Origin of the sequence: Novipirellula sp., from assembly GCF_041583735.1 — a bacterium.
Classification (GTDB): domain Bacteria; phylum Planctomycetota; class Planctomycetia; order Pirellulales; family Pirellulaceae; genus Novipirellula.
In genome coordinates this window covers 1-2,362 of sequence record NZ_JBFHFD010000940.1, presented here as the reverse complement: position 1 = coordinate 2,362, position 2,362 = coordinate 1, and the positions used below count along the sequence as shown (strand labels likewise).

General features: G+C 54.8%; 1 protein-coding gene. It reads right to left on the bottom strand.

Features of this window, described 5'->3' with window-relative positions; genetic code table 11:
* On the bottom strand, window positions 1-2,114 hold a 2,114-nt coding region (locus ABX962_RS34820), incomplete at its 3' end, for an FAD-dependent oxidoreductase (protein ID WP_372726254.1).
* Window positions 2,115-2,362: the final 248 nt, after the last annotated feature.

The following is a 2,362-nucleotide window of genomic DNA, read 5'->3' as shown; positions in this document are numbered from 1 at the left end:
CCTTCGTTGCTGATCGTCACGGAAATGCTGCCGCTACTCATTTCGTCCTCGACCAGTGTGAGGAAGCCGTCTTTGCCTGGGTTTTTCCGTTGGTTGACCGTCACCGTCTGTGTCTGATCTTTGCGGGTGATCGTGACCGGAATATTCGAGGCGCGGTTGGGATTGGCGGTGTAAGACATCCGCACGGCATAACGTCCTGGTTTTGCCACGGGCAACGAGTACGTTGCCTGCTGCTTCCCTTTGTCGAAGTCCCCGTCGTGGCGATAGTTGTGTCCAACAAACTTCGGTACCGTATGTCCCGCTCCGTTGAATCCGGTGCGTTTAGCGTTCACGTCATCAAGGACGATTCCCGATAGTTTCTTGGGGTCGATCGAGAAGCCTTCGCGTAGTACCGGTTTCCAATCCAACACCTGTTTATCAATCGTCAATTGTTCTCGCAACTTTTCAAAATCGATTTCATGCAGCGTTTGCTTATCACGAATCGCCTGGATCGCAGCGGTCGCCGATGATTGCCCCAAAACCATAAACACGGGCTCCATGCGGATCGAACCAAACGCCATGTGCGACGCACTCAGCGAAACAGGAACAATCAAATTCGTGCACTCATCCGGCTTCGGCAGCAGCGATCGGTACGAGATTGGATAGGGAGGGAAACCGCCGACTTGCACATCCCCTTCGTTGCGAGCATGCCCGTTAGCATCGACATAACGCTGAACATTGTGCGAATCCATCGTATAGGCTGCCATCCCCACGGGATCTTCCGCCACCGTGCGTCCTTGACAGTGATGTTGTGTCATCACGGCGTCGCCAACCAATCGCCGAGCTTCGCGAATATAGAGTTGTTGTTGCCAGCCATCCTCACGCTCGAATTCATCTTTACATGTGCCCCAGCGGCTAACGATTTTGCGAGTCGCCTCGGGAACACGGGGATGGTTTGCCATCGTCCAGAACAGACCTTGCTGGTAATTGCGGTGCCGCTCGATAATCTGCTGACGCTCCGCATCGGTTGCTTCGGGGTAGTCATAGTTCTGCCCGATAAAGTCCGTCGAAAAACCGGTCCGATTGTTGGTGTCGGTTTTACGATTGGGCATACCCGAATTGATCACGGGAAACCCCGACTGGCCCGCTTCAAAATTCCGCAGCATCAACTCATACAAACTCGCGTCGTAACCGTCGGGTTTGAAAAAGGGGATGCGATTTTCCGGATGGTCCGTTAAACAGACCCGAAAGCAATACGCTTGCACGCGATCGTCTGCGGCACCTTCTTCGCCTGGGCCAGTCGGATCGATGCCTGGCAACAATCCACTCGCCGGATCCCCTTTGCGGACATAGGGATCAACACCGGGCATCAATTGATGGTGCCGGGCGTTTGCGGTTTGCACTCCGCTGAGGGTTTCGCCATAGGTTGCGTTGGCTTCACGTCCCACGGTGTAACTGACTCCGGCGGTTGCAAACAGATCGCCTTCGTACGTCGCATCGATGAACATGCGTCCGCGGTAGACGTTTCCACTGATGCATCGAATCGACTCGATTTTGCCATCGGCGATCTCAACGCCGGCGCCGACTTGACCCGATTTTCGGCTTCCTGTGCGATCGAGCCGTTCGTTGTAGACGACCTTCACATCGTGCTCGTCGACAAAACTTTGAAGCACTTCGAGCGCTGCGGAAGGTTCAAAGGTCCACATCGTCGATTCGCCTTCGGCGGTTCGCGATTGACCTCCGCTCTTGTATTGTTCAGCGGTCTGCCACTTCCAATTCTCAGGTTTTTGGTAGTACTGAGAAATACGTTGATAGAATTCGCGTGAGATGCCACCAATTGCAGCCTTATTGCCAATGTCGGTCTGGCCGAGTCCGCCCGTGGTCAAACCACCAATTCTCGAACTCGGTTCGATCACGATGGCCGAGCCGCCGAGTCGTTCGACTTGCACGGCTGCCACGATACCCGCAGCGGTGCCGCCATAGATCACTACATCGTAGACCTTGGTGTCACTGCCACTCTCGTTCGCCTGCACCACCGAAGGCAATAGCGTCACGGCAGCCATCACTAACACAAGCCAATTCGCGAGGACCGATTGCGTTGGCAGGATACGATGCGGATTAAAGATTAATTTCATGGGGGCGGAAACCTCAGCAGGTAGAGAAAAAGAGGGGGAGCCGGGGGGAGGCATGCACACGAACGGGGCGAACAAATCGCAATTCGGCGGACAGGGATTCTACGTGAAGCCCACTGAATCGCAAACGAATTGCCGGTTCGGATTCCGTGATTCGCGAGATTTTTTTGCCCCCCCGAGGAAGCTCCGTCTTGTCTGGTAGGATGGATTTGCGGCCTTCATCCGCTATGTCGTGCAGAATGCCCCCCTAT